The 21,384-nt window shown below is 60.3% G+C and carries 23 protein-coding genes and 1 tRNA gene; 6 read left to right on the top strand and 18 right to left on the bottom strand.

All coding sequences use genetic code 11. From position 1 onward, the window contains the following. Positions 1 to 101: 101 nt before the first annotated feature. From ychF to GTQ41_RS22430, 8 genes are all read right to left on the bottom strand, one after another. Complete coding sequence (gene ychF / locus GTQ41_RS22465; protein WP_041072487.1) at positions 102 to 1,202, bottom strand: redox-regulated ATPase YchF; 1,101 nt, start codon at positions 1,200 to 1,202, stop codon at positions 102 to 104. 22 nt (positions 1,203 to 1,224) lie between these two features. Then, positions 1,225 to 1,809 carry an aminoacyl-tRNA hydrolase gene (gene pth / locus GTQ41_RS22460; RefSeq protein ID WP_003228164.1) on the bottom strand — a complete coding sequence of 195 codons (585 nt, stop codon included), beginning with the start codon at positions 1,807 to 1,809 and terminating at the stop codon, positions 1,225 to 1,227. Between the two features lie 169 nt (positions 1,810 to 1,978). Continuing rightward, positions 1,979 to 2,581 carry a 50S ribosomal protein L25/general stress protein Ctc gene (locus GTQ41_RS22455; RefSeq protein ID WP_007967646.1) on the bottom strand — a complete coding sequence of 201 codons (603 nt, stop codon included), beginning with the start codon at positions 2,579 to 2,581 and terminating at the stop codon, positions 1,979 to 1,981. Between the two features lie 141 nt (positions 2,582 to 2,722). Continuing rightward, on the bottom strand, positions 2,723 to 3,664 hold the full coding sequence (locus tag GTQ41_RS22450; RefSeq protein WP_003171603.1) for a ribose-phosphate pyrophosphokinase: 942 nt from the start codon (positions 3,662 to 3,664) through the stop codon (positions 2,723 to 2,725). A gap of 45 nt (positions 3,665 to 3,709) precedes the next feature. Continuing rightward, positions 3,710 to 3,784: transfer RNA gene (locus GTQ41_RS22445), tRNA-Gln, on the bottom strand. Positions 3,785 to 3,821: 37 nt separating this feature from the next. Beyond that, positions 3,822 to 4,673: a 4-(cytidine 5'-diphospho)-2-C-methyl-D-erythritol kinase gene (gene ispE, locus GTQ41_RS22440; RefSeq protein ID WP_047296513.1), complete on the bottom strand. Its 852-nt coding sequence runs from the start codon at positions 4,671 to 4,673 to the stop codon at positions 3,822 to 3,824. Between the two features lie 3 nt (positions 4,674 to 4,676). Further along, complete coding sequence (gene lolB / locus GTQ41_RS22435) at positions 4,677 to 5,294, bottom strand: lipoprotein insertase outer membrane protein LolB (RefSeq protein ID WP_047296510.1); 618 nt, start codon at positions 5,292 to 5,294, stop codon at positions 4,677 to 4,679. A gap of 3 nt (positions 5,295 to 5,297) precedes the next feature. After that, positions 5,298 to 7,022, bottom strand: coding sequence for a tetratricopeptide repeat protein (locus GTQ41_RS22430; protein WP_047296508.1), 1,725 nt, complete (start codon positions 7,020 to 7,022; stop codon positions 5,298 to 5,300). Positions 7,023 to 7,204: 182 nt separating this feature from the next. On the opposite strand from GTQ41_RS22430, the gene hemA reads away from it, so the two are divergent. From hemA to GTQ41_RS22400, 6 genes are all read left to right on the top strand, one after another. Next, positions 7,205 to 8,491 carry a glutamyl-tRNA reductase gene (hemA, locus tag GTQ41_RS22425; protein WP_041072472.1) on the top strand — a complete coding sequence of 429 codons (1,287 nt, stop codon included), beginning with the start codon at positions 7,205 to 7,207 and terminating at the stop codon, positions 8,489 to 8,491. After that, positions 8,488 to 9,570, top strand: a complete 1,083-nt coding sequence (prfA, locus tag GTQ41_RS22420; protein ID WP_027612234.1) for a peptide chain release factor 1 — start codon at positions 8,488 to 8,490, stop codon at positions 9,568 to 9,570. Before hemA ends, prfA begins: the two co-directional genes overlap by 4 nt. Beyond that, entirely contained in the window at positions 9,571 to 10,401 is an 831-nt protein-coding gene (gene prmC, locus GTQ41_RS22415) for a peptide chain release factor N(5)-glutamine methyltransferase (RefSeq protein ID WP_047296505.1), read from the top strand. After that, positions 10,395 to 11,150 (top strand): molybdopterin-synthase adenylyltransferase MoeB, encoded by a 756-nt coding sequence (locus GTQ41_RS22410; RefSeq protein WP_047296503.1) that lies wholly within the window; start codon positions 10,395 to 10,397, stop codon positions 11,148 to 11,150. Before prmC ends, GTQ41_RS22410 begins: the two co-directional genes overlap by 7 nt. Continuing rightward, positions 11,143 to 11,934: a glutamate racemase gene (gene murI, locus GTQ41_RS22405; RefSeq protein WP_047296502.1), complete on the top strand. Its 792-nt coding sequence runs from the start codon at positions 11,143 to 11,145 to the stop codon at positions 11,932 to 11,934. The genes GTQ41_RS22410 and murI overlap by 8 nt, the downstream gene beginning before the upstream one ends. A gap of 112 nt (positions 11,935 to 12,046) precedes the next feature. Further along, entirely contained in the window at positions 12,047 to 12,565 is a 519-nt protein-coding gene (locus GTQ41_RS22400) for an acyloxyacyl hydrolase (protein WP_047296500.1), read from the top strand. Between the two features lie 93 nt (positions 12,566 to 12,658). On the opposite strand, the gene GTQ41_RS22395 is transcribed toward GTQ41_RS22400, so the two are convergent. From GTQ41_RS22395 to GTQ41_RS22350, 10 genes are read right to left on the bottom strand one after another with little or no spacing between them, the layout of a single operon-like run. Further along, positions 12,659 to 12,964, bottom strand: a complete 306-nt coding sequence (locus GTQ41_RS22395; RefSeq protein ID WP_047296498.1) for a YkgJ family cysteine cluster protein — start codon at positions 12,962 to 12,964, stop codon at positions 12,659 to 12,661. A 53-nt stretch (positions 12,965 to 13,017) separates the two neighbouring features. Continuing rightward, a complete protein-coding gene (locus GTQ41_RS22390) occupies positions 13,018 to 13,509 on the bottom strand; it encodes a DUF2878 domain-containing protein (RefSeq protein WP_047296496.1) in 492 nt (163 codons plus the stop codon). Beyond that, positions 13,502 to 14,767 carry a cyclopropane-fatty-acyl-phospholipid synthase family protein gene (locus GTQ41_RS22385; protein ID WP_047296494.1) on the bottom strand — a complete coding sequence of 422 codons (1,266 nt, stop codon included), beginning with the start codon at positions 14,765 to 14,767 and terminating at the stop codon, positions 13,502 to 13,504. The genes GTQ41_RS22390 and GTQ41_RS22385 overlap by 8 nt, the downstream gene beginning before the upstream one ends. Beyond that, positions 14,754 to 15,569, bottom strand: coding sequence for a DUF1365 domain-containing protein (locus tag GTQ41_RS22380; protein WP_047296492.1), 816 nt, complete (start codon positions 15,567 to 15,569; stop codon positions 14,754 to 14,756). Before GTQ41_RS22380 ends, GTQ41_RS22385 begins: the two co-directional genes overlap by 14 nt. Further along, positions 15,566 to 16,813 (bottom strand): NAD(P)/FAD-dependent oxidoreductase, encoded by a 1,248-nt coding sequence (locus GTQ41_RS22375; RefSeq protein WP_047296490.1) that lies wholly within the window; start codon positions 16,811 to 16,813, stop codon positions 15,566 to 15,568. Before GTQ41_RS22375 ends, GTQ41_RS22380 begins: the two co-directional genes overlap by 4 nt. Next, positions 16,810 to 17,592, bottom strand: coding sequence for an SDR family oxidoreductase (locus tag GTQ41_RS22370; protein ID WP_047296488.1), 783 nt, complete (start codon positions 17,590 to 17,592; stop codon positions 16,810 to 16,812). The genes GTQ41_RS22375 and GTQ41_RS22370 overlap by 4 nt, the downstream gene beginning before the upstream one ends. Then, the gene (locus GTQ41_RS22365; RefSeq protein WP_047296486.1) at positions 17,589 to 18,011 is read right to left on the bottom strand and encodes a nuclear transport factor 2 family protein; all 423 of its coding nucleotides are present in this window, start codon (positions 18,009 to 18,011) and stop codon (positions 17,589 to 17,591) included. Before GTQ41_RS22365 ends, GTQ41_RS22370 begins: the two co-directional genes overlap by 4 nt. Further along, the gene (phrB, locus tag GTQ41_RS22360) at positions 18,004 to 19,449 is read right to left on the bottom strand and encodes a deoxyribodipyrimidine photo-lyase (protein ID WP_047296484.1); all 1,446 of its coding nucleotides are present in this window, start codon (positions 19,447 to 19,449) and stop codon (positions 18,004 to 18,006) included. Before phrB ends, GTQ41_RS22365 begins: the two co-directional genes overlap by 8 nt. An 11-nt stretch (positions 19,450 to 19,460) precedes the next feature. After that, complete coding sequence (locus GTQ41_RS22355) at positions 19,461 to 20,402, bottom strand: MerR family transcriptional regulator (protein ID WP_047296481.1); 942 nt, start codon at positions 20,400 to 20,402, stop codon at positions 19,461 to 19,463. Then, on the bottom strand, positions 20,402 to 21,364 hold the full coding sequence (locus GTQ41_RS22350; protein ID WP_041072444.1) for a DUF523 and DUF1722 domain-containing protein: 963 nt from the start codon (positions 21,362 to 21,364) through the stop codon (positions 20,402 to 20,404). The genes GTQ41_RS22355 and GTQ41_RS22350 overlap by 1 nt, the downstream gene beginning before the upstream one ends. Positions 21,365 to 21,384: the final 20 nt, after the last annotated feature.

The following is a 21,384-nucleotide window of genomic DNA, read 5'->3' as shown; positions in this document are numbered from 1 at the left end:
TTCGCGAGCAGGCTCGCTCCCACAGGGGAAATATGTTCAGCAGTAAATTTCAGGCACAAAAAAGCCGCGTATCAAACGCGGCTTTTTCTTGGACGTAACGCTTACACGTTGAAGCGGAAGTGCATCACGTCACCGTCCTTGACGATGTAGTCCTTGCCTTCCAGGCGCCATTTACCGGCTTCCTTGGCACCGGCTTCGCCCTTGTACTGGATGAAGTCGTTGTAAGCGATGACTTCGGCGCGGATGAAGCCTTTTTCGAAGTCGGTGTGGATCACGCCGGCAGCTTGGGGTGCGGTGGCACCGACGCGGACGGTCCAGGCGCGGACTTCTTCGACGCCGGCGGTGAAGTAGGTCTGCAGGTGCAGCATTTCGTAGCCGGCACGGATCACGCGGTTCAGGCCAGGCTCTTCCAGGCCCAGCGCCTCGAGGAACATGTCCTTCTCTTCGCCGTCTTCGAGCTCGGCGATTTCCGCTTCGATCTTGTTGCACACCGGAACCACCATGGCGCCTTCTTCTTCGGCGATGGCCTTGACCACGTCCAGGTGCGGGTTGTTCTCGAAACCGTCTTCAGCGACGTTGGCGATGTACATGACCGGTTTGGTGGTCAGCAGGTGGAAACCCTTGATGATCGCCTTCTCGTCGGCGCTCATGTTCTTCATCAGGCTGCGCGCAGGCTTGCCTTCGGTGAAGTGAGGGATCAATTGCTCCAGCAGGGCTTTCTGAGCCACTGCGTCCTTGTCACCACCCTTGGCATTGCGCGCGACTTTCTGCAGTTGCTTCTCGCAGCTGTCGAGGTCGGCGAAGATCAGTTCCAGGTCGATGATTTCGATGTCGCGCTTCGGGTTGACGCTGTTGGACACGTGGATCACGTTGTCGTCTTCGAAGCAGCGCACCACGTGAGCGATGGCGTCGGTTTCACGGATGTTGGCCAGGAACTTGTTGCCCAGACCTTCACCTTTCGAGGCGCCGGCTACCAGGCCTGCGATGTCGACGAATTCCATGGTGGTCGGCAGGATGCGCTTCGGATTGACGATGGCCGCCAGAGCGTCCAGACGCGGATCCGGCATCGGCACGATGCCGCTGTTCGGCTCGATGGTGCAGAAGGGGAAGTTCTCGGCCGCGATACCGGATTTGGTCAGGGCGTTGAACAGGGTGGACTTGCCGACGTTAGGCAGGCCGACGATGCCGCAATTGAATCCCATGGTGTTTCCCCTCGGATTAGAGTCAGGCCTTCTGGCTGTGCAGGTTTTTCATCGCGCGGTTCCATTCACCGGCGAGGATATCCGGCAGCACGCCGAGGGCAAAGTCGATGCTGGCATCGAGTTTTTCCTGTTCGGCGCGTGGCGCACGACCCAGGACGAAATTTGAAACCATACTGGCAACGCCCGGGTGGCCGATGCCAAGCCGCAGGCGGTAGAACGTATTCTGATTGCCCAGTTGCGCGATGATGTCGCGCAACCCGTTGTGACCGCCATGGCCGCCGCCCTGCTTGAGCTTGGCGACGCCCGGAGGCAGATCGAGTTCGTCGTGCGCCACCAGGATTTCTTCAGGCTTGATGCGGAAGAAACCGGCGAGTGCCGCCACGGCCTGGCCGCTGCGGTTCATGTAGGTGGTGGGAATCAGCAGGCGAACATCCTGACCCTGATGCGAGTAGCGCCCGGTCAGGCCAAAATATTTGCGATCGGCCACAAGGTTCACACCTTGCGCGGCAGCGATGCGCTCAACAAAAAGGGCCCCTGCGTTATGCCGGGTCTGTTCGTATTCGGCGCCTGGATTTCCCAGGCCAACGATCAGTTTGATGGCAGTCACGATAGGGGCCCTTCCTTGGAGTGGTGGTTGACATCGCCGCGATCAGTGAAGGCGGCGAAAGTGGACGAAAATTGCTCATTTACCATGAATGTAAACTCCGCGTTCCCGCCCGCTTTCTCGCTACGTTCCAGTCCGCGATGTTTCACTCACTCCGACGAACAGAGTGAAATTACTCTGCTGCGCCTTCTTCGGTAGCTTCTGGAGCAACACGTGGAGCGTGGACGTTGGCTACTGCCTTGTCATCGCCGTGTGCCAGAGCAACGAACTCGACACCTTTAGGAGCTTTGAGGTCCGACAGGTGAACGATGGTGCCGATTTCAGCGTTAGCCAGGTCGACTTCGATGAACTCAGGCAGGTCTTTTGGCAGGCAGGAAACTTCGATCTCGGCAACAACGTGCGAGATTTCGCCGCCTTTCTTCACTGGAGCAGCTTCGTTGATGAAGTGCACAGGAACGATAGCGGTCAGTTTCTGGCCAGCGACAACGCGTACGAAGTCAGCGTGCATCACGTGGCCTTTGGCCGGGTGACGTTGCAGTGCCTTGATCACGACGTTTTGTTTCTTGCCACCAACGTTCAGCTCGATGATGTGGCTGTAAGCCGCTTCGTTTTCGAGCAGTTTGGCAACTTCTTTGGCCAGCATGCTGATGGATTCAGGGGCTTTGTCGCCACCGTAAACAACAGCTGGAACCAGAGCGGCGAGACGACGCAGGCGGCGGCTCGCACCTTTCCCCAGGTCGGAACGCACTTCAGCATTCAGAGTAAAATCGTTCATTTTGTATCTCCAAAATAGCCATGACCGAGCGGCGTTTGCGACCAGCGCCAAACACGGTATGGGCAAAAAAGCCCCGCCCCGACAGGAATGCCGGGGCGGGGCGCTTTTCGTCAACGAGACATTTCGAGAAGGGCAGGGCCCTTAACGGAACATCGCGCTGATCGATTCTTCATTGCTGATGCGGCGAACCGCTTCGGCAACAACCGGTGCGATATCCAGTTGACGGATACGTGCACAGGCTTGTGCTGCAGCGGACAGCGGGATGGTGTTAGTCACCACCAGCTCGTCCAGCACGGAATTTTCGATATTCTCGATGGCCCGACCCGACAGCACAGGGTGTGTGCAGTAGGCAAAGACCTTGGCTGCGCCATGCTCTTTCAAGGCCTTGGCCGCGTGGCACAGAGTGCCGGCGGTATCGACCATGTCATCGACCAGAATGCAGGTACGCCCTTCGACATCACCGATGATATGCATCACTTCAGAGTGATTGGCTTTCTCACGGCGTTTGTCGATGATCCCGAGATCCACGCCCAGGGATTTGGCAACGGCACGTGCACGCACGACGCCACCAATGTCCGGGGACACGATCATCAGGTTTTCGAAGCGCTGATCTTCAATGTCATCCACCAGAACCGGGGAGCCGTAGATGTTATCTACCGGAATATCGAAGAAGCCCTGAATCTGGTCAGCATGCAGATCAACCGTGAGCACACGGTCGATGCCGACTACGGTAAGCATGTCAGCAACGACTTTCGCGCTGATAGCCACACGTGCGGAACGCGGACGGCGATCCTGACGGGCATAACCAAAATAAGGAATAACAGCAGTGATACGAGTAGCCGAGGAGCGGCGGAAGGCATCAGCCATCACGACCAGTTCCATCAGGTTATCGTTGGTCGGGGCGCAAGTCGGCTGAATAATGAAAACGTCTTTACCGCGAACGTTTTCATTGATCTCGGCAGTGATTTCGCCGTCGGAAAACTTGCCGACAGAGATGTCACCGAGAGGGATATGCAGCTGACGTACAACACGCCGAGCCAGATCGGGGTTAGCGTTCCCCGTAAAGACCATCATCTTGGACACGCGCAGTACCTAGAGGCTGAGGGTAACCTGGATGAGTATAGAAAATGGCAGGGGCGGCTGGATTCGAACCAACGCATGGCAGGATCAAAACCTGCTGCCTTACCGCTTGGCGACGCCCCTGTATCTGTTGCTTCAAGTGCCTGGCACTTGATTCCTTTTAGAGCAGACTTTGCAGCTTGCGATGCAACATCGAAACGTTGCTTCCTTTTGCTACAAACCCTGTAAGGGTCTCTGTAAGAAGGGCCGAGACTTTATCAGCTTCAGCTTTGCTTGGGAAGCCCCCAAACACACAACTTCCAGTTCCGGTGAGTTTTGCTTCGGTAAATTTACCTAACAAATCCAATGCGTTACGTACCTCTGGATAACGCCTTGCAACCACCGGCAAGCAGTCATTTCGACTGTTTCCCTCGGGAACGGGGCGCACTTTAATGGGCGGCGTGTTACGTGTCAACAAAGGATCGGAAAAAATTTCTGCCGTACTTACAGAGACTTGCGGCACGAGCACCAGATACCACGGTTCTTCGGGTTCGACCGGGGTCAGTTTTTCGCCCACGCCTTCGGCAAATGCCGCGTGGCCACGGACGAAAACCGGCACGTCAGCGCCGAGCGACAGGCCCAGTGCCGCGAGGCGATCCTCATCCCAGCCCAGTTGCCACAGGTGATTGAGACCGAGCAGGGTAGTGGCCGCGTTCGAGCTGCCGCCACCGATGCCGCCACCCATCGGCAGCACCTTGTCGATCCAGATGTCGATGCCCAGTGGGCAGCCGGACTGTTGCTGAAGCATTTTCGCCGCGCGCACGATCAGGTTGCTGTCGTGGGGCACGCCAGCGAATTCGGTGTGCAGCTGTATCACGCCGTCGTCGCGCACGGCGAAGGTGATTTCGTCGCCGTAATCGACAAACTGAAACAGCGTCTGCAGTTCGTGATAACCGTCTGCACGGCGCCCGAGAATGTGCAGCATCAGATTGAGCTTGGCCGGCGACGGCAGCGTCAGACGTGGAGCGGTCATGGGTTATTGCCCCAATTTACGCGGTTGCCAGGTCTTGATCACCAGCGTCACGTCCAGATCGGTGCCATGCAGTTTGATCCGCTCGGGCAGCCAGTAACCGTTCTGCTCGGCGTAGCTGAGGTACTCGACCTTCCAGCCGTCCTGTTCCAGATTGGCCAGGCGACTGTCGTTATCCAGGGTCAGACGGCTTTTGCTGCTGGGTGCCGGCAAGCCACGGACCCACCAGGCCAGATTCGACACGGGCAGCTTCCAGCCCAGTTGCTCTTCGAGCAGCGCTTCCGGTGACTCGGCGTCATAGCGGCCCTGATTGGCGACTTCCAGCGAGACCTTGCCCGGACGCCCGGTCAGACGCGCCGCGCCACGACCCAGCGGGCCGGACAGACGAATGTCGTAATAGTCCTGGCGTTGCAGCCAGAACAGCGTGCCGCTACCGGAATCTTTCGGTGCGCGGATGCCGATCTTGCCGTCGATCTGCCAGCCGTCAAGGCCGGTCAGCTGTTGTTTGTTTGCGGTCCACTGAGCCGGACTGCCGTGGCCCTCGACCGACTCGCGAGCACCGAAGCCCGCGCAACCGGCGAGCAGGGCGATGAAACTGAAAATAATAACGTGGCGCAAAAACATGAGTTAAAGAGTCTCGGATCCGGTCAGGCGCTTGATGGTGCTGCGCAGGATGGTGCTGTCGGGCTGATCCTTGAGGAATTTGCCCCAGACTTGTTTGGCTTCGCGCTGATTGCCCTTGACCCACAGGACTTCGCCCAGGTGCGCGGCGACTTCGTGGTCCGGGAAGCGCTCGAGCGCCTGACGCAGATACTTCTCGGCGTCGTCCAGATTGCCCATGCGGAAATTCACCCAGCCAAGGCTGTCGAGTACCGCCGGGTCTTCCGGATTGATCTGGTGCGCCTGTTCGATCAGGGCTTTGGCTTCGGCATAGCGGGTAGTGCGATCGGACAGGGTGTAGCCCAGCGCATTGAGCGCCATGGCGTTGTCCGGGTCGCGCTTGATGATCAGGCGCAGGTCTTTTTCCATCTGCGCCAGGTCATTGCGCTTTTCCGCGAGCATGGCGCGGGTGTAGAGCAGATTCAGATCGTCCGGGTATTGCAGCAGCGCTTGCTGCAGGACCTTCCAGGCCTTGTCGTCCTGTTTGTTGGCCGACAGGGTTTCGGATTCGATCAAATACAGCTGGATTGCGTAATCCGGCTGGGCATCGCGCTCGGCCGCCAGTTTGCTCTGGGCTTCGGCGGTCTTGCCGTTGTTCATCAGAATGTCCGCCTGACGCAGTTGCGCCGGCAGATAGTCATTGCCCGGGCCGACCTGGGCGTATTCGATCAGCGCGCCCTGTGGATCGTTGCGCTCTTCAGCGATGCGGCCGAGGTTCAGGTGTGCCGAATCGACGTGGCTTTCCCGGGCGATCAGGTCTTCCAGGTAGCCCTTGGCCTCGTCCCAGGCCTTGGCTTCCAGGCAGACCAATGCCAGCGAGTAACGCAGTTCGTCATCTTCCGGGTATTGCTGAACCAGGGTGGAGAACTCGACTTTGGCGTCGTCCATCCGGTCCTGTTCGACCAGGGTGCGCGCATACGTCAGGCGCAGGCGCTTGTCGTCCGGGTATTGCTTGATGCTTTTGCGCAGCAGTGGCAATGCTTCGTCGCCACGATTCAGGGTTTGCAGCAGGCGCGCGCGCAACAGGATCGGAGCAATCTCGCCTTCTTCCGGGGGGTTGTCTTCGAGCAGGGTCAGTGCGGCTTTATTGTCGCCGTCCTGTTGCAGCAACAGGGCCTTGCCGAAAATCAGCTGACTGTTCTTCGGGTGGCGCTGCAGCAGACGGTCGAAACTTTTCATCAAACCGTTGCGGGTTTCCTGATCGGTGTCGGCCGCCGACAGTGCGAGGAAGTCGAAATGAGTGTCGCCCTTGCCCTGCAGAACTTTCTCCATGTAGACCATGGAGTCGTCGTAACGCCCGGCGCGTGCCAGCTGCACGGCAGCGGCGCGCTGCGCTTCGAGGTCGTCCGGGGCGTTTTTTGCCCAGATCAGCGCGGTATCCAGCGCAGGCTGGTCGGCACCGAGGTATTCGGCGATGCGGAACGCGCGCTCGGAAACCCCCGGATCCTGGGTGTTGATCGCCTGGGTCACGTAGTTGTCCAGGGCAATGTCGAAACGATTGCGCTGGCCGGCGAGTTCGGCGCTCAGCAGGCTGAAGACGGTTTCCTCGCTGAACGAGCTGTAAACCTTGGGTTTTTCAGGCGCGGGCGTGGTGTCTTCGACCGGCGGGGTACCGTCCGGCGAAACGGGTGCCATGGCCTGGCAGCCGCTGAGGAAGACAAAAGCAAGGAGCAACGCGGAAGATCTATTCATATAGGAGAAGGACGACTAACCTGCGGTCGGATCATCATGACACAAGCCTTCGGTCAAACATAACCGAGTCTCGAATGTGGCCTTTATAGTGGCCGACAATTGGGACAATAGTCAGCGGTAGTTGTTCTGAATCTGACGAAGTAGGACAATTGCCGGCTTCACGTCACCATCAGCGACCTTGAATGGCCTTCCTTGCACTCGGTATTAACCACAAGACTGCTTCAGTAGACGTCCGCGAGCGCGTGGCCTTTACCCCTGAGCAGCTGGTTGAGGCCTTGCAGCAGCTCTGCCGACTCACCGACAGCCGCGAAGCTGCGATCCTCTCCACCTGCAATCGCAGTGAGCTTTATATAGAACAGGATCAGATTTCCGCTGATCTGGTTCTGCGCTGGCTGGCGGATTATCACCATTTAAGCCTCGATGAGCTGCGCGCGAGCGCTTATGTGCACGAAGATGATGCGGCAGTTCGTCACATGATGCGCGTCGCCTCCGGGCTCGACTCGCTGGTGCTGGGCGAACCGCAGATTCTCGGCCAGATGAAATCGGCCTACGCCGTGGCGCGTGAGGCGGGCACCATCGGCCCGCTGCTGGGGCGGCTGTTTCAAGCGACGTTCAACGCCGCCAAGCAAGTCCGTACCGACACCGCCATCGGCGAAAACCCGGTGTCCGTGGCGTTTGCCGCCGTCAGCCTGGCCAAACAGATTTTCAGTGATTTGCAGCGCAGCCAGGCCCTGTTGATCGGCGCCGGCGAGACCATCACGCTGGTCGCCCGCCATTTGCACGAGCTGGGGGTCAAGCGCATCGTGGTGGCCAACCGTACGCTGGAACGCGCCAGCCTGCTGGCCGAGCAGTTCGGCGCGCATGCGGTGCTGCTCTCGGACATTCCGGCAGAACTGGTGCGCAGCGATATCGTGATCAGTTCGACCGCCAGCCAGTTGCCGATCCTCGGTAAAGGCGCCGTCGAAAGCGCGCTGAAGCAGCGCAAGCACAAGCCGATCTTCATGGTCGACATCGCCGTACCCCGCGACATCGAGCCGGAAGTCGGCGAACTCGACGACGTTTACCTGTACAGCGTCGACGATCTGCACGAAGTGGTCGCCGAGAACCTCAAGAGTCGGCAGGGCGCAGCCCAGGCGGCGGAAGAGATGGTTTCGGTCGGCGCCGACGATTTCATGGTGCGTCTGCGCGAACTGGCGGCGGTCGATGTGCTCAAGGCTTATCGGCAACAGAGCGAACGCCTGCGCGACGAGGAGCTGCAAAAGGCCCTGCGTCTGCTGGCCAACGGCGGCAACGCCGAAGAGGTGCTCGGGCAACTGGCCCGTGGCCTGACCAATAAACTGCTGCATGCGCCCAGCGTGCAGTTGAAAAAGCTTTCTGCCGAAGGCCGCCTCGATGCGCTGGCCATGGCCCAGGAACTCTTCGCCCTCGAGGGCTCACCGGATAGTTTTTCGGATAAAAAACCGCAATGAAAGCGTCACTGCTCAACAAGCTGGACACCCTCCAGGACCGTTTCGAGGAACTGACCGCGCTGCTCGGCGACGGCGAAGTCATTGCCGATCAGGCCAAATTCCGCGCTTATTCCAAGGAATACGCCGAACTCGAGCCGGTGGTACAAGGCTATAAAAAGCTGCTCGGCGTACAAAGTGATCTTGAAGGCGCCCAGGCGCTGCTCAAGGACAGCGACCCGGACATGCGTGAAATGGCCGTGGAGGAAGTCCGCGAAGCCAAGGAATTGCTGATCAGACTGGAAGATGATCTGCAGCGCATGTTGCTGCCCAAGGATCCCAATGACGGGCGTAACGTCTTTCTCGAAATTCGCGCCGGTACCGGTGGCGACGAAGCGGCGATCTTCTCCGGCGATCTGTTTCGCATGTACTCGCGTTACGCCGAACGGCGTGGCTGGCGCGTGGAGATCCTTTCGGAAAACGAAGGCGAGCACGGTGGCTATAAAGAAGTCATCGCCCGCATTGAAGGCGACAACGTTTACGGCAAGCTGAAATTCGAGTCCGGCGCGCACCGCGTACAGCGTGTACCCGCCACCGAGTCCCAGGGCCGTATCCACACCTCGGCCTGCACCGTGGCGGTGTTGCCCGAGCCGGACGAGCGGGAAGCCATCGAGATCAACCCGGCGGATCTGCGTGTCGACACTTACCGCTCCTCCGGGGCCGGTGGTCAGCACGTCAACACCACCGACTCGGCGATCCGCATCACGCACATACCGACCGGCACCGTCGTCGAGTGCCAGGAAGAACGTTCCCAGCACAAGAACCGCGCGCGGGCGATGGCCTGGCTGTCGGCCAAGCTCAACGACCAGCAGACCGCCGCAGCGGCCAATGCGATTGCCAGCGAGCGTAAGCTGCTGGTCGGTTCCGGCGACCGTTCCGAGCGTATTCGTACTTACAACTTTGCTCAGGGCCGGGTCACCGACCATCGCGTCAACCTGACCCTGTACTCCCTGGATGAAATTCTCGCCGGTGGCGTTGAAGCGGTGATCGAGCCTTTGCTGGCCGAATACCAGGCCGACCAGCTTGCAGCGATAGGTGAATAAATGACCATCATTGCCAGTCTGTTGCGTGCCGCCGAACTGCCGGATTCGCCGACGGCGCGTCTGGATGCCGAATTGCTCCTGGCGGCGGCACTGGGCAAGCCGCGCAGCTTCCTCCACACCTGGCCTGAGCGCATCGTGCCCAGCGAAGCGGCGCTGCTCTTCGCCGAGTATCTGCAGCGACGTCGCGGCGGTGAGCCGGTGGCCTATATTCTTGGTCAGCAGGGGTTCTGGAAACTCGATCTGGAAGTTGCACCGCACACGCTGATTCCGCGCCCGGACACCGAATTGCTGGTCGAAGCCGCGCTGGAGTTGCTGGCGGCGACGCCGGCGAAAGTGCTCGATCTGGGCACCGGCAGCGGCGCGATTGCCTTGGCCCTGGCCAGCGAACGTCCGGCTTGGCAAGTCACGGCGGTGGATCGTGTGCTGGAAGCCGTGGCCCTGGCCGAACGCAACCGCCAGCGCTTGAGCCTGAATAACGCCACGGTGCTGAGCAGCCATTGGTTCAGCGCCCTTCAAGGCCAGCGCTTCGATCTGATCATCAGCAACCCGCCCTACATCGCCGCTGCCGACCCGCATCTGGTCGAGGGCGACGTGCGCTTCGAACCGGCCAGTGCGCTGGTGGCCGGTGTCGACGGGCTCGACGATCTGCGCCTGATCGTCGCCCAGGCCCCGGATCATCTGGAAGCCGGCGGCTGGCTGATGCTCGAACACGGCTATGATCAAGCCGAGGCCGTGCGTGATCTCCTGCTCACTCGCGGTTTTGAACAAGTCCACAGCCGCACCGATCTGGGCGGCCATCAACGGATCAGCCTGGGGCGCCTGCCGTGCTGAATGATCAGGAATTGCTGCGCTATAGCCGGCAGATTCTGCTGCAACACATCGACATCGATGGGCAACTGAAGCTCAAAGACAGCCGCGTGCTGATCGTCGGCCTCGGCGGCCTCGGTGCGCCGGTCGCGCTGTATCTGGCGGCGGCCGGTGTCGGTGAGTTGCATCTGGCGGATTTCGACACGGTCGACCTGACCAATCTGCAGCGCCAGATCATTCATGACACCGACAGTGTCGGCATGAGCAAGGTCGACTCGGCGCTCAAGCGCCTCGGCGCGATCAACCCCGAGATTCAATTGGTGCCGCACCGTCTGGCGCTGGACGAGGACTCCCTTGCCGCTGCCGTGTCGGCGGTGGATCTGGTACTCGACTGTTCCGACAATTTCTCCACCCGCGAAGCGGTCAACGCCGCGTGCGTGGCCGCGCGCAAGCCGTTGGTCAGCGGCGCGGCGATTCGTCTGGAAGGGCAGTTGGCGGTGTTCGACCCGCGTCGCCCGGAAAGTCCGTGTTATCACTGCCTGTACGGGCATGGCAGCGAAGCCGAACTGACGTGCAGCGAGGCCGGTGTGGTCGGGCCACTGGTGGGCCTGGTCGGCAGTCTTCAGGCGCTCGAAGCCTTGAAAGTGCTGGTCGGTTTCGGCGAACCACTGGTAGGCCGCTTGCTGCTGATCGATGCCTTGGGTTCGCGCTTTCGTGAGCTGCGGGTCAAGCGCGATCCGGGCTGCAGCGTCTGCGGATCGCACGATGCGTGAGGCACCGATCGCGGTGTTCGATTCCGGTGTCGGCGGCTTGTCGGTACTGGCCGAAGTCCAGCGGTTGCTGCCCCATGAGTCACTGCTGTACTTCGCCGATTGCGGGCACATTCCCTACGGCGAGAAATCCCCTGAGTTCATCCGCCAGCGCTGCAAGGTGATGGCCGGTTTTTTCCGCGAGCAGGGCGCCAAGGCCTTGGTGATTGCCTGCAACACCGCGACGGTGGCCGCTGTTGCCGATCTGCGCCGGGATTTCCCCGAGTGGCCGATTGTCGGCATGGAGCCCGCGGTCAAACCTGCTGCTGCCGCGACCCGTAGCGGTGTGGTTGGCGTACTTGCCACCACCGGCACGTTGCAGAGCGCCAAGTTCGCCGCGTTGCTTGATCGTTTCGCTACCGACGTTCGCGTCATCACCCAGCCGTGCCCCGGTCTGGTCGAGCTGATTGAAAGCGGCGATCTGCATAGCGCCGAGCTGCGCGCATTGCTCCAGCACTATGTCGAGCCGCTGCTGGCCAATGGTTGCGACACGATCATCCTCGGCTGCACCCACTATCCGTTTCTCAAACCGATGCTCAAGTCGATGCTCCCCGAAAGCATCAGCCTGATCGACACCGGTGCCGCCGTCGCCCGCCAGTTGCAGCGGCTGCTGGCCGAGCGCGGGTTGCTCGCCTACGGACCGAACCAGCCAGTCAGATTCTGGACCAGCGCGGATCCGGCGTCCTTTCGCAAAATCCTGCCCCTGTTGGGCCAAGCCGCCGGCGACGTCGAAAAATTCACCTTGTAAAAAAAATGTGAAATATCTAAAAAGTCAGCTGAACTTCTGCTCAAGCGCTGATTTCTATACCGCTGGGTTTACTAAAAAACCAAACGATCGTTCCGGAAAAGGAAGTTTCAAAGTGAAGCGACTATTCTGCTTGGCCGCGATTGCGGCTGCACTGATGGGGCAAAGTATTACCGCACAAGCGGCAGGCGTTGAGTTTGCAGTGGGTGCGACCAGCGATTCGACAATGACGTATCGCCTCGGCATGAATTTCGATTGGGACAAGAGCTGGCTGCAAAGTGACGTCGGTCGCCTGACCGGTTACTGGAGCGGTGCCTACACGTATTGGGAGGGTGACAAGACTTCCAGCAACAACAGCCTGTCGTTCTCGCCGGTGTTCGTTTACGAGTTTGCCGGTCAGTCGGTCAAGCCGTATGTTGAAGCGGGCATTGGTGTCGCAGCGTTCTCCAACACCAAATATGAAAGCAACAACATCGGCGGCTCTTTGCAGTTCGAAGACCGCATCGGTTTTGGCCTGCGCTTCAATGGCGGGCATGAAGTCGGGATCCGTGCGACGCACTATTCCAACGCCGGCCTGGCCAGCAGCAACGACGGTGTAGAAAGCTACGCGCTGCATTACACGATGCCGCTGTAAGCAAGATCAAAAGATCGCAGCCTGCGGCAGCTCCTACAGGAAAACCCAATCCCCTGTAGGAGCTGCCGCAGGCTGCGATCTTTTTGCATCTAATCAACGGTAGGCCGTGGCAATGCCTTTGCGTTCTTCAAGGCACTCCGGTGCTCCCATCTCGAACTCGCGACAGATCAGCGGACGTCGTTCGTAGATCGTGCACATCATGCTGTCGCGATCCAGCGCCGCGCACCAGCCGTCGTCCAGACGCAGCATCACTTCACCGCCCCACTCATCGTTATCGATAAAGCGCTCAGGCACGCCGGTGTCGGTGATCAGCATCACTTCAAGCTGGCAGCAGCACGCCGCGCAGGTCGAGCAGGTGACCGCTGGCTCGGTGATTTGCTGGTGGGGAATGGTTTTCATGCCGGGCAGTGTAAGGCAGCCGCCGGTTGTCGTGTGAAAGGTCTGACAGACGCTCAGTGGCTCAAGCGCCGCGCCATGGCATGCAATAACGGAAACAGCAGGGCCCACAGCAGGCCGATGCCGATCAGGGTCGGCACTTCACCGTAGGGGAATCGCACGCCGGCCAGATGTCCGCCGCCGTAATAGGAGACAGCGCCGCCCACTGCGCCGAGTCCGCTGGCCAGCCACCAGGGACGGGCGCTCCACTGCAGGCAATGCCGCAACGTGGTGGCGAGCAAGGCCCAGAGCAGCATCAGCCATAGCGGAATCAGCGGCGACAGATCCTGGAATTCGAACACCCCGGCAGCCCGCAGCAGGCTGTCTACCGCCGTGCCGACAATCACCACGCTGAGGATCAAGCGACCTTCCGCCGCCCAACTGCTGATCCAGCCCAGATGAATCACCAGCACCGCCAGCGCCACCAGCAGCCACAGACTGTTGCCACCGATGACACAAGCCAGCCAGCCGACCTGAAACAGTACGGCATTGGCCACTCGCTCAAGCATCGAAGCGCCCGAGCAACGGCGCCGGCATGGCCGCCGGTTTCGCCAGCAGCAATTGCGCCGTGCCGATGGTGCGCTCCAGAAAACCGCCTTCGCAGTAGCACAGGTAAAACTCCCACAGCCGCAGGAAGTAATCGTCGTAACCCAATTCACTCAAGCGGCCGTGGGCGCGGCGAAAGTTTTCGTGCCACAGGCGCAGGGTACGGGCGTAGTGCAGGCCGAAATCTTCCATGTGCAGCAGGTTCATGTCGGTCTCCCGGCTGACCACTTCAAGCATCTTTTGTACGCAGGGCAGGGCACCGCCGGGGAAGATGTAGCGCTGGATGAAGTCGACGCCGCGCTTGGCCTGCTCGTAGCGCTGTTCGCGGATGGTGATTGCCTGCAACAGCATCAGGCCGTTGCTCTTGAGCAGGTGCGCGCATTGTTTGAAGTAGGTCGGCAGGAAGCGATGGCCGACCGCTTCGATCATTTCGATCGACACCAGTTTGTCGTACTCGCCGGTAAGGTCGCGGTAATCCTTGAGCAGCAGCGTCACCCGATCCTGCAACCCCAGGGCTTCAATGCGCTTGGCGGTAAACGCGTACTGCTCTTTCGACAGGGTCGTGGTGGTGACGCGGCAACCGTAATGCTGCGCAGCATAGAGCGCCATGCTGCCCCAGCCGGTACCGATCTCCAGCAGGTGGTCTTCGGGTTGGAGCGCGAGCTTCTGGCAGATCCGTTCCAGCTTGTTCAGTTGTGCCTGTTCCAGGCTGTCCTCGGGCGTGAGGAACTGTGCGGCTGAATACATCATGGTCGGGTCGAGAAACTGTTCGAACAGATCGTTGCCCAGGTCATAGTGCGCGGCGATGTTTTTCTGCGAGCCCTTGCGCGTGTTGCGGTTGAGCCAGTGCAGGCCTTGCACCAGTGGCCGGCTGAGGCGGGCCAGACCGCGTTCCATGGCGTCGAGTACGTCGAGGTTGCTGACGAACACGCGCACCACCGCGGTCAGGTCCGGCGAACTCCAGTAACCGTGGATAAACGCTTCACCGGCACCGATCGAGCCGTTGCCGGCGACCATGCCCCACACTGCTGCATCCTGGACATGGATTTCACCGAGCAGGTGGCTGCCCGGCGTACCGAACATCAGGCGTTCGCCGTCCTCGACCACCAGTAATTGCCCGTGTTTGAGTCGGCTCAGTTGCCGCAATACGCCGCGCCGCAGCAGCGAGCCGGTCAAGCCGTTGGTGCTGAAGCGACTGACAGTCAGGCTAGAGGATTTCATGGCGGTGCTCCTTGGGAGGCACAGTGGCGATTTGGAAGCTGCCGTCGGCAGCCTGATGAGCAAAAATCGGCGCGCGTTTGAGCAACAGGCGCAGGGCTTGCCAATAAATGGCCAGACAGGTTTTCGCGGTCATCCACGGAAAACGCCGCAAGTAGCGGTGCAGGCTGCGGCGATCAAGGGGCTCGCGTTGCAAGTTCAGCGTGGCGTCGAACAGCTTGAGGTCGCCCTGCCAGTCGGCCATGTGCACGCCGAGGTTTTGCGCAGCCGGGCTGAAACTCATGCGGTACTCCAGATCGCGCGGCAGGAACGGCGAAACATGAAAGGCCTTGGCCACGGCGAAATGCTGATGAAAGTCTTGCAAGTGGGTCGGCGTGCGGGCGGGCAAAACGTAGTGATAACGTTCGCGCCACGGCGTGTTGGTCACTTCGCAAAGAATCGCCGCCAGTTGCCCGTCGGCTTCGTGACAATAAAAGAAGCTCACCGGATTGAACGCCAGACCCCAACTGCGCGGCTGGGTCAGCAGGCAGACCGAACCTTGCGGCTGATAGCCAAGGGCGCCTGCGACCTGCTGGCGTACCGCGTCGATCAGGCGCATGCCGCTGCCGGTAAAGGCTTTCAGGTAATCGGTTTCGCGAAACGAAAACGGCGCAAAACGGCTGCGGCTGGCAAACGGCGACAGTTCGAACACGGCGTCCTGTTCGGCCAGATCGAGGTACAACAGACCGATGCGGTAGCGGAATTCGTGGCGTCTGGGCGCAAAGCGCCGATGACCGATCCAGCCGCTGTACAGGGCGCTGTTCATAAGCTTTCCCCGAACGCGGCGGCCACGCGTAATGCGCTGACCACGCCGTCCTCATGAAAGCCGTTGGCCCAGTAAGCGCCGCAGTAGTGGGTGTGCTGCTGACCGTCGATTTCGGCCCAGCGGTTTTGCGCCGCAACGGCCGCAAGGCTGAATTGCGGGTGGGCGTAGTTGTATTTGGCGAGTACCTTGAACGGGCTGATCCCGGCGCTCTGGTTGAGGCTGACGCAGAACGTGGTGTCACTCTGAATGCCCTGCAGGATGTTCATGTCGTAAGTGACTGCCGCGTGAGTATGGCCGGCGCCGCTCAAGCGATAGTTCCAGCTGGCCCACGCCAGTTTTCGGGTCGGCAGCAGACGGGTATCGGTATGCAATACGACTTCGTTATCGGCATAAGGCAGGGCGCCGAGGATCGAGCGTTCATTATGGTTGGGCGTGCCCAGCAGTTGCAGGGCCTGATCGCTGTGACAGGCGAGCACGACTTTGTCGAAACGCTCGATGCCGGCCGGGCTGTGGATAACCACGCCGTGTTCATCGCGATCGATGCGCGTCACCGGACAACTGAGACGGATCTTGTCCCCGAACGCGGCGGTCAGCGGCGCGACATAAGCACTTGAGCCGCCCTCGATCACCTGCCACTGCGGGCGGTCACTGACTGACAACAGGCCATGGTTCTTGAAGAAACGCACGAAGAATTGCAGCGGAAAATTGAGCATCTCGGCCATCGGCATCGACCAGATCGCCGAGCCCATCGGCACGATGTAGTGCAGGATGAAACGTTCACCGTAACCGCCAGCCTTGAGGTAATCGTCGAGGGTGGTGTCGGCGGCGATCCGCTGTTCGGCGAGGTCGCGCTGGGCTTCTTTATTGAAGCGCAGGATGTCGCGCAACATCCCCCAGAAGCCCGGTGACAGCAGGTTGCTGCGCTGGGCGAACAGGCTGTTGAGGTTATTGCCGTTGTATTCCAGGCCGGTGTCCGGGTCGGTCACCGAGAAGCTCATTTCGGTCGGTTTGAACGACACACCGAGCTGGCCGAGCAAACGAATGAAGTTCGGGTAGGTCCAGTCGTTGAACACGATGAAGCCGGTGTCCACGTGGTATTCGCGGCCGTCGACGGTTACCTGCACGGTATGCGTGTGGCCGCCCACCCAGTCGCTGGCCTCGAACACCGTGATGTCGTGTCGGCGATTGAGCAGGTAGGCGCAGGTCAGGCCGGCGATCCCGCTGCCGACAATGGCAATCTTCATATCGGGTCTCGCAGCGGTGGGTTGCTGCGCACCATGCGCTTGCCGATCGCCAGTTGCAGGCGCGCCGGCAGCTTCGACAGTGGCCACAGCGCCGCCATGAACAGTGCGGGAAAGGCGATCTCCAGCGGACGATCCTTGAGCTTGGCGAAGATGTGCCGCGCGGCTTTATCCACAGGCCAGCTCAACGGCATCGGGAAGTCGTTTTTCGCGGTCAGCGGGGTTTCGACAAAACCCGGGCTGATGATGGTGACTTCGATGCCCTCGACGGCCAGATCGATCCGCAGCGATTCGAACAGATAGCGCAGCCCGGCTTTCGACGCGCCGTAGGCTTCGGCCCGAGGCAGCGGCAGGTAGGTCACGGAGCTGGCCATGCCGACCAGATGCGGCGCGGTACCTTTGCGCAACAACGGCAGGGCGGCTTCGATGCAGTAACTGCTGGCGAGCAGGTTGGTGCGCACCACGTGTTCGATGATCGAGGCATCGAACTGGCGGGCGTCCACGTATTCGCAGGTGCCGGCATTGAGAATCACGCTGTCCAGTGACCCCCAGGCCTGTTCGATCTGCTGACCGATTTCGCGCACGGTCTGACTGTTGGTCAGATCGCCCGCCACCACCAGCACTTGCCCCGGATAGCGTTGCGACAACACTTTAAGTGGTGCCACTTGCCGCGAGCTGACGGCCAGATGCGCGCCGCTTTTCAGAATCTCTTCAGCCAGTGCTGCGCCGATGCCACTGCTGGCACCGGTCAGCCAATACCGCCGCGGAGGTGTACGACTCATCCCATTCTCCTTTTCAACCAGGCGATCGCCCGGCCCAATACGGGTAAATGTTCATACAGCATGGCCCCGGCATCGAAATAATCCCGGTGGCGATAAACCTTGTCTCGCCAGAGCAGGTGCGAACACCCGGCGACGCGAATCAAACGGCCGCCGGCCAGACGCGGGTGGCGGTAACTCATGACCCAGCGCAAGTAGCCTTCGCCGTCAGCGATCTGGTCGAAGCCGTGGAAATCGAAGCGCAGCTCGCTGACGTTGGCATACAACTCGCTGAAGTAATGGCGCAGTTGTTTCAAACCCTGCACTTCATGCAGCGGGTCGGTGAAGTGAATGTCATCGCTGTACAGCTCGCCCAGGCGTTGCAAGTTGTCTTTGTTCAACCCGGCAAACTGGTGGGCGAAGCGGCGCAGGAATTCACTCATGGACCTCTCCTGTAGACGAGCGCGACGGCAGGTTCTTGAAAGCCGCCAGCGCGCGTTCGCGCGAAGCCCCGAGATTGACGATCGGCGACGGATAGTTGGCGACGCCGAACAGTCCGCCGGCGCTGGCCGGGTCATGTACTTCTTTCTTGTTCAGGCCAGCCAGCTCAGGCAGCCAGTGCTTGATGAACAAGCCTTCGCTGTCGAATTTTTCCGATTGGCTGATCGGGTTGAAAATACGGAAGTACGGTGCCGAATCAGTACCGGTCGAAGCGCTCCATTGCCAGCCGCCGTTGTTCGCTGCCAGGTCGCCGTCGATCAGGTGACGCATGAAAAAACGCTCGCCTTCACGCCAGTCGATCAACAGGTTTTTGGTCAGGAACATCGCCACCACCATCCGCAGACGGTTGTGCATCCAGCCGGTTTCCAGCAATTGGCGCATGGCCGCATCAATGATCGGCAAACCGGTGCGCGCTTCTTGCCACGCGGCCAGATCGTCCGGCGCATCACGCCAGGCCAGGGCCTCGGTTTCCGTGCGAAACGCGCGGTGACGCGATACCCGTGGGTAGCCGACCAGAATGTGCTTGTAGAACTCACGCCACAGCAGCTCGTTGATCCACGTCACCGCGCCGACCTTGCCGCTGTCGAACTCGCCCTGATTGCTTTGCAGGGCCGCATGCAGGCATTGGCGCGGCGAAATCACCCCGGCGGCCAGATAGGCCGAGAGTTGACTGGTGCCGGGTTTGGCCGGGAAGTCGCGTTCGCTCTGGTAGTAGTCGATCTGCGCGTCGGCGAAGGTGTCGAGACGGCGCCGGGCTTCCTGCTCGCCTGCCGGCCACAGGGCGCGCAATGACTCGCTCGGTGGTGCAAAACCTTTGATTGAGGCCGGCACCGGATCGCTGTCGACATTCAGCTTCGCTTGCTTGCCGGGGGCTTTTACCAACGCTGGCACCGAACGATGCAGGCGCTCATAGCAAACCTTGCGAAACTGGCTGAACACCTGAAAGTAAGTTTCGGTTTTGGTCAGTACCGTGCCGGGTCTGAACAGCAGTTGATCGAGGTAGCTGTGAAACGCGATGCCTCTGGTTCTCAGGGTCGCGGCGACTGCGGCGTCGCGCTGGCTTTCGTGGACGCCGTATTCTTCATTGGCGTGCACGGTTTCCACGTTCAGTTGCCGGCAAAGCTCAAGCAACACCGCCGGTGCCTGATCCCAATGGTCGGCAGTGCGCAGCAGCAACGGGATATTCAGCGCACCAAGGCTGGCACTCAATTCACGCAGGTTGCGCAGCCAGAAGTCGATCTTGCACGCCGCGTCGTCATGTTCCAGCCACTGCTGCGGGCTCAACAGATACACGGCAACCGTCGGGCCGCGCGCAGCGGCAGCCGCGAGGGCGGTGTTGTCATGTTGGCGCAAGTCGCTGCGCAGCCAGATCAATTGCATCGCGGTTTCCATTAAATCAGCCCACGCTGAACGAGTACCTGATGGGCCGAGAGCGAATCTTCGGCCAGGATCAAATCAGCGATCTCAAGGGGTCTTACGGACAACTCGGTCTGGTGGATGCATACCGTTGGTCCGACGAGCATTTTTGCCGCGCTGATGCCGTTCAGCAGTTTCGGCAACTGCGCCAGGTTCATTGCCTTGCTGGAATACAGCAGTACTCCTCGCGCTTGCAGATGATCGACCGCCAGCGCCAGTTCTCCGGCCGGAAGAGGCCAGTCGAACACTTGTACCGGACAGTCGGCACTGCTGATCAGCCACGCGCAGAGCCACAGGTGTGGTTCCAGCGCCAGGTCCGAGTGATTGATCAGCAGCAGCGGTGCAGCGTGCAATTGCCGATTGTTATGGTAGATGCGCGCGCCGAATTTGCTGCGCAACCACGAATAAAAGAACACACGCTCCATCTGCGCACCGAACTGTCCTTGCCAGCGCTGTTCGAGTTCGGCCAGCAGCGGCAGGAGTAATTGCTCGCACAGCGTGCGTGGCGGGTACAGGGCCATGGCCTGGTTGATGCTGTCGTCGAGATTGCGCTCATTGAGCTGGATGACGGCGCCGAGCAAGGACTGACGCTGTCGTTGCCAGTCATTCTCCACCGTCTCGGTGAAGGCTTGCGGCGCGTCGAGCAACGGTTTGACCTGACTGACCGCCACGCCTCGGTTGAGCCAGGTCAGAATGGTCAGGATCCGTTGCACATGTTCGCTGGAGTACAGACGATGGCCCTTGGGCGTGCGCTGCGGCACGATCAAGCCGTAACGGCGCTCCCAGGCGCGCAGGGTAATGGCGTTGACGCCGGTCTGCCGCGCCACTTCGCGGATGGGCAGCCAGCCCTCGTCGAGGGCTTTCTTGAAGTCCGCACCGAGGTCTTCCCGGGCGCTGCTGTCGAGTGTGTCGTTCATCAAATGGCGTTTCGCAGGCTGAGGTTTTCCGGATGCGGCTGCAGGTACACCTGTTGCGCGATGTACGGATCCGGGTGTTGGCGAAAATGATGTTTGAGCAAGGTCAGCGGTACCACCAGCGGCACGATGCCGTGACGGTACTGGCCGATGACATGTTGCATTTCCTGTTTGTCTTCAGGGCTGATCGCCTGTTTCAGATAGCCGCTGATGTGCTGCAGGACGTTACTGTGGGTGCGGCGGGTGGCGCATTTCTTCAACGCGCTCATCAGCTCGCTGAAATAGCGCGGGCCGAGTTCGACCGGATCGGTCTGGGCCATGTTGCCCAGCAATTTGCCCAAGGCTTTGTATTGCTCAGGGTTGTGCGCCATCAACAGGTATTTGTAGCGCGAGTGGAATTCGGTCAGTGCGCGGCGGCTCAAGCCTTGTTTGAGCACTTGTTGCCAGGCGCTGTAGGCGAGTACGCGGGTGATGAAGTTCTCCCGCAACACCGGATCGTTCAGACGTCCGGCTTCTTCCACCGGCAGATCTGGGTGCTGTGCGCAGAACGCCTGGGCATAGATGCCACGGCCGCCGCCATTCACCGGCGCGCCGTTGGCGTGATAGACCTTGACCCGCTCTAGACCGCATGAAGGCGACTGTTGCATGAAGATGTAGCCGCAAATGTCATTGAGCTCGCCGGCCATTTTCTGCCCGTAGGCCGCCAGCGGTTCGGTGACATTGATCTGCGGGTTGACGGTGCCGACCGCTTCAGGAGCGTCCGGATCCCCGACCAGCCGGATCGGCTCGCGAGGAATGCCCAGGCCAATCGCGACTTCAGGACAAACCGGGACGAATTCGAAATGCTCGGCGAGGGTGCGGCTGCACAGCCGCGATTCCTTGTGCCCGCCGTTGTAGCGCACTTCGGCGCCCATCAGGCAGGCGCTGATGGCGATTTTGGGCCGCAAAGCAGAAAGATCGGACATGCACACCTCGAATCTATTCC

The sequence above is a fragment of the Pseudomonas sp. AN-B15 genome, assembly GCF_019056475.1.
Classification (GTDB): domain Bacteria; phylum Pseudomonadota; class Gammaproteobacteria; order Pseudomonadales; family Pseudomonadaceae; genus Aquipseudomonas; species Aquipseudomonas parakoreensis.
The sequence above is the reverse complement of the archived record's forward strand: the minus strand, read 5'-3'. Positions and strand labels throughout refer to the sequence as shown.